This window comes from Streptomyces sp. NPDC014733, from assembly GCF_043083385.1.
Taxonomy (GTDB): Bacteria; Actinomycetota; Actinomycetes; order Streptomycetales; family Streptomycetaceae; genus Streptomyces.
On record NZ_JBIBYO010000033.1, the window covers coordinates 1 to 4,750 of the forward strand.

The 4,750-nt window shown below is 70.9% G+C and carries 3 protein-coding genes and 2 pseudogenes; all 5 read left to right on the top strand.

Annotated features, from left to right (window positions below):
- Positions 1-105, top strand: a pseudogene (locus tag ACF1BH_RS30840) (roadblock/LC7 domain-containing protein); the annotation flags it as partial.
- 94 nt (positions 106-199) lie between these two features.
- Positions 200-607 (top strand): DUF742 domain-containing protein, encoded by a 408-nt coding sequence (locus ACF1BH_RS30845; RefSeq protein WP_030289539.1) that lies wholly within the window; start codon positions 200-202, stop codon positions 605-607.
- Positions 588-1,184, top strand: a complete 597-nt coding sequence (locus ACF1BH_RS30850) for an ATP/GTP-binding protein (RefSeq protein WP_391647728.1) — start codon at positions 588-590, stop codon at positions 1,182-1,184. Before ACF1BH_RS30845 ends, ACF1BH_RS30850 begins: the two co-directional genes overlap by 20 nt.
- Before the next feature lie 371 nt (positions 1,185-1,555).
- Positions 1,556-4,648 carry a nitrate- and nitrite sensing domain-containing protein gene (locus ACF1BH_RS30855; protein ID WP_391647729.1) on the top strand — a complete coding sequence of 1,031 codons (3,093 nt, stop codon included), beginning with the start codon at positions 1,556-1,558 and terminating at the stop codon, positions 4,646-4,648.
- Positions 4,599-4,750: pseudogene (locus ACF1BH_RS30860) on the top strand (roadblock/LC7 domain-containing protein); the annotation flags it as partial. The gene ACF1BH_RS30855 and the pseudogene ACF1BH_RS30860, both read left to right, overlap by 50 nt.

Genomic DNA, 4,750 nt, shown 5'->3' on the forward strand with positions numbered 1-4,750 from the left:
GACATCGGCCTCGTCGGCTACGAAATGGCCCTCCTGGTCGACCGCGCAGGCAACGTCCTCACCCCCGACCTACGCGCCGAACTCCAGGGCAGCCTGTTGCACTGAAGCGCCACAGCACTTGTCCCGTACACCGCCGAACTCCCACCGGCCCAACCCGACGGCCGTCCCGCACACGACAGTTGTCACGCCCGGAGGATCCATGACCCCGCCACCCACGTCGGACCCCTACGATGCCTACAGTCAGGCGTCGTACGGCGGCGAAGGCGACCAGCCCCTGGTGCGTCCCTACGCCATGACGGGCGGCCGGACCCGGCCGCGCTACCAGCTCGCCATCGAGGCGCTGGTCAGCACCACGGCCGACCCGGCACAGGTGCCCGGCCTGCTGCCGGAGCACCAGCGCATCTGCCACCTGTGCCGTGAGGTCAAGTCGGTGGCCGAGGTCTCGGCGCTGCTGCACATACCGCTGGGGGTGGCGCGCATTCTCGTCGCCGACCTGGCGGAGGCCGGGATGGTGGCGATCCATCAGCCGGGTGGCAGCGGTGAGGCCGGCGGTACGCCGGACGTGACGCTGCTGGAGAGGGTGCTCAGTGGACTTCGCAAGCTCTGACGCCGCGTACGGGGAAGGCACCCCGGCGCGTTCGACCACCTCGGCGAAGATCGTGGTGGCCGGCGGCTTCGGCGTGGGCAAGACGACCTTCGTCGGGGCCGTCTCGGAGATCAACCCGCTGCGTACGGAGGCCGTGATGACCTCCGCCTCGGCGGGCATCGACGACCTCAGCCACGTCCAGGACAAGACGACGACGACCGTGGCGATGGACTTCGGCCGCATCACCCTGGACCAGGACCTGATCCTGTACCTCTTCGGTACGCCGGGCCAGGACCGCTTCTGGTTCATGTGGGACGACCTGGTACGCGGCGCCATCGGCGCCGTCGTCCTCGTCGACACCCGCCGCCTCGCCGACTGCTTCCCCGCCGTCGACTACTTCGAAAACAGCGGACTCCCCTTCGTCATCGCCCTCAACGGCTTCGAGGGGCAGCAGCCGCACACGCCCGAAGAGGTGCGCGAGGCGCTCCAGATCGGGCCCGGTACGCCGATCATCACGACCGACGCCCGCCACCGCAGCGAGGCGAAGAGCGCACTCATCACGCTGGTCGAGCACGCGCTGATGGCCCGGCTCCGCTGAGGGAGGGTCCGTCCGGAGCGTTCCGGACGGGCCCGCCGTAGGGCGCACCACCCGGGTGTGTCACCGACCGTGTCACACGCTGTGTCGTTGGACACGCTGTCGATTGTGTTCATAACGTTTCGGCAGGCAATTACCCCGCCACAGACACACCTTGCGCACATCTGGCTCCACTGCGCACACGCTTCCCCCGCATTTTGCCGCGGCTCGCCCTTAACGCCCCTTTTATCTGAGGTCTCTCCCGCCTCCCCCAGGCTGTGCTCAGTGTTTGGATGGCACCCGTCCGACGTGCTGAAATTCGCTGAACTCCGAAGGAGAGACGCCCAGAAGAAACGGCACAGCACGACGTGTCGCGCCGAGAGGTTGTTGGTCGAGTGAGGCGAAGCAAGGCGAGCCCCGAGCCGCGGGAGGCCCGGCGGGGCAACTTCACCCCGCCGTCGCGCAGTACCGGCCCGGCTCCCGGGACGCCCGAAGCCGCCCCCGCGCCGTCCGTTTCCGGTGGGAAGCCGTACTCCCCGCGCAACTGGCGGGTGGCCACCCGCCTCAACGCCATTCTGCTGATCCCGGTCCTGCTCGCCCTGGTCTTCGGCGGGCTGCGGGTCAACTCCTCCCTGGAGACCTGGCAGGACGCACAGGACGCGGAGGCCACCGCGAAGCTCGTCCGCGCCGCCCTCACCTACGGCAACGCGCTCATCGACGAGCGGGACCGCACCGCCGAACCCCTGCTGAGCGGCAAGAAGAGCGACCCGGCCGTCGGGGATGCCCGCGCCGCCACCGACCGGGCCGCCGCCGGCTTCCGCACCGCCGCGGAGTCGATGCCGGACAAGCCGGGTCTCAAGCGCCGCCTCGCCGCGTTCACCACCGCCGAGAAGGGTCTCGGCGCGCTGCGCGACGCCGCGTACACCTCGGCGCTGCCCGGCGTCCGCACCGAAGAGGGCTACGTCGCCATCCAGCACCCGCTGATGGAGTTCGCCAACGAACTCGGCCTGGGCACCGGCAACATCACCTCCTACGGCCGCACCGTCTACGCCCTCTCCCTCGCCAAGGCCGCGGCCTCGCTGGAGCGCTCGATCGGCGTCCACCTCCTCGTCGCCCCGGCCACCGGCACCACCCACACACGTCAGCTCACCGCCTTCGCGTCGTACCGCTACCTGGAGAACATCGCCATCGGCGAGTACACCTCCGGCGGCACCCCCGAGGACGTCGAGCGCCTGAAGAAGGACACCGCCGCGCTCAAGGCGACGGTCCGGACGAAGAACGCGCAGGCCCGGCAGGAGGCCGAGGCGGCCGGACGGCCGTTCCGCGCTCCCCCCTCCATGGACGCCATGGCCACCGCGATCGGTTCCGGCGCGTCGCCGCAGGATCTGGCGGACCGCGGCGTCACCCCCGAGGTGTGGTTCACGGCGGCGACCGGCGGCTTCGACATGTACCGGTCCATCGAGAAGGACCTCGCGGACAAGGCCGTCGCCGAGGCCGCGCAGATCTCGGCGGACGCCAGGCGGACCACCTTCACCGACACCGGCATCGTGCTGGCCGCCCTGATCGCCGCCTTCCTGGTGGCCGGTCTGATGGCGCGCCGGATGAGCCGCAACATGCGCACGCTGCGCACCGCGGCGTTCTCCATCGCCGAGCAGCGGCTGCCGCTCCTCGTCGACCAGCTCTCGCGCACCGAGCCGGGCCGGGTGGACACCCGGGTGCAGCCGATCCCGATCGGGACGACCGACGAGATCGGCGAGGTCGCCCGCGCCTTCGACCAGGTGCACCGCGAGGCCGTCCGGCTGGCGTCCGAACAGGCGATGCTGCGGGGCAACGTCAACGCGATCTTCACCAACCTCTCGCGCCGCAACCAGGGCCTGATCGAGCGGCAGTTGACGCTCATCACCGAGCTGGAGAACAACGAGGCGGACCCGGACCAGCTGGAGAACCTCTTCCGGATGGACCACCTCGCCACGCGCATGCGGCGCAACGGCGAGAACCTCCTCATCCTCGCGGGCGAGGAGCCGGGCCGCCGCTGGGACCAGCCGGTCCCCCTCGTCGACGTCCTGCGCGCGGCCACCTCCGAGGTCGAGTCGTACGAGCGCATCGAGCTGGCCGGGATCACCGAGAGCGAGATCCACGGTCAGGCCGTCACCGACCTGGTGCATCTGCTGTCGGAGCTGCTGGAGAACGCCACCACGTTCTCCTCGCCGCAGACCAAGGTGCGGGTCGCCGCGACCCGGATGTCCGACGGCCGCATCATGGTCGAGATCCATGACAAGGGCATCGGGCTGACCGCCGAGGACTTCGCGGACATCAACCACAAGCTGGCGAACCCGCCGAGCGTGGACGCCGCGGTCTCCCAGCGCATGGGGCTGTTCGTGGTCGGTCGCCTCGCCGAGCGGCACGGTATCCGCGTCCAGCTGCGGCCCTCGGGCGAGCAGGCGGGCACCACCTCGCTGGTGATGCTGCCGGACGCGATCACGCACGGCGGTGGCGGCAACGGCCGGTTCGAGGAGGACTTCACCGTCCCCCGGACCGCGCCCGAGCGGCCCCGCACCGACCGTCCGGACGCACCGGGCACCGGCGACGCCGCGTTCACCACCCCCCGCGCGGCCGGAGCCGGACACGACGGCATGAGCCGTTCACTGCTGCGCGAGGAGCGTCGCGCGGCGCTGGAAGAGGCCCAGGGAGCCCAACAGGCCGACGGGGGGCCACTGTTGGGCGACCCGGCGCCGGACCCGTTCGGGTACGGCGCACACCCCGGGCCGCAGGCATATGCGGAAGCCGATCAACCGCAGTACGGCGACGGTGGGTTCACCACCGAAGCTTTCCGGCCTGCGGACGGCCCGCACGCCACGGACCAGCATCCGTACGCCGCTCCCGAAGCACCCGTCACCGGCGGCGGGTTCGAACCCGCCGCGTACGATGGGCACTTCGGGGCCGAAGCGGAATCTGACCGGAATACACCCGCCGCTCCCGCCCACGCGTCCGAGCGCGTACCATTCGACCGTCCGGGCCCGTCCCCGAGCGACTCCCACTCGCTGACCGATGCCGGCCTTCCGCGCCGCGGAGGCCACACCGAGCAGGCGCAGCCTGCTGCGCAGGAGTGGGCGCAGCCCGGGGAGCAGACGGTGCCCCCGCAGCGGTGGGAGGCGTCGGACCAGGTCCTGGACGGCTCCGAATGGCGCAGCTCCAACGACGAACGGTGGGAGCGGGCGGAGCGGCTGCGTGAGCCGAAGGCTGGCGGGGTCACCCCGTCCGGTCTGCCGCGACGGGTGCCCAAGGCCAACTTGGTCGAGGGTTCGGCGGAGCAGAGCCCGCAGGGTGGCCCCCAGGTCTCCCGGGCCCCGGAGGACATCCGCGGCAGGCTGAGCAATCTGCGTCGCGGTGTCCAGCAGGGCCGCAACGCGGGGGCGGACCGCTCGGAGTCCCCCCACAATGACCAACAGGGCTTCGGCCCCGGCAGCACCTACGATCAGGAGCGTTAGTGTGAGCCCGATGAGCCAGGCGGCGCAGAACCTGAACTGGTTGATCACCAACTTCGTGGACAACACCCCCGGTGTGTCCCACACGGTCGTGGTCTCCGCGGA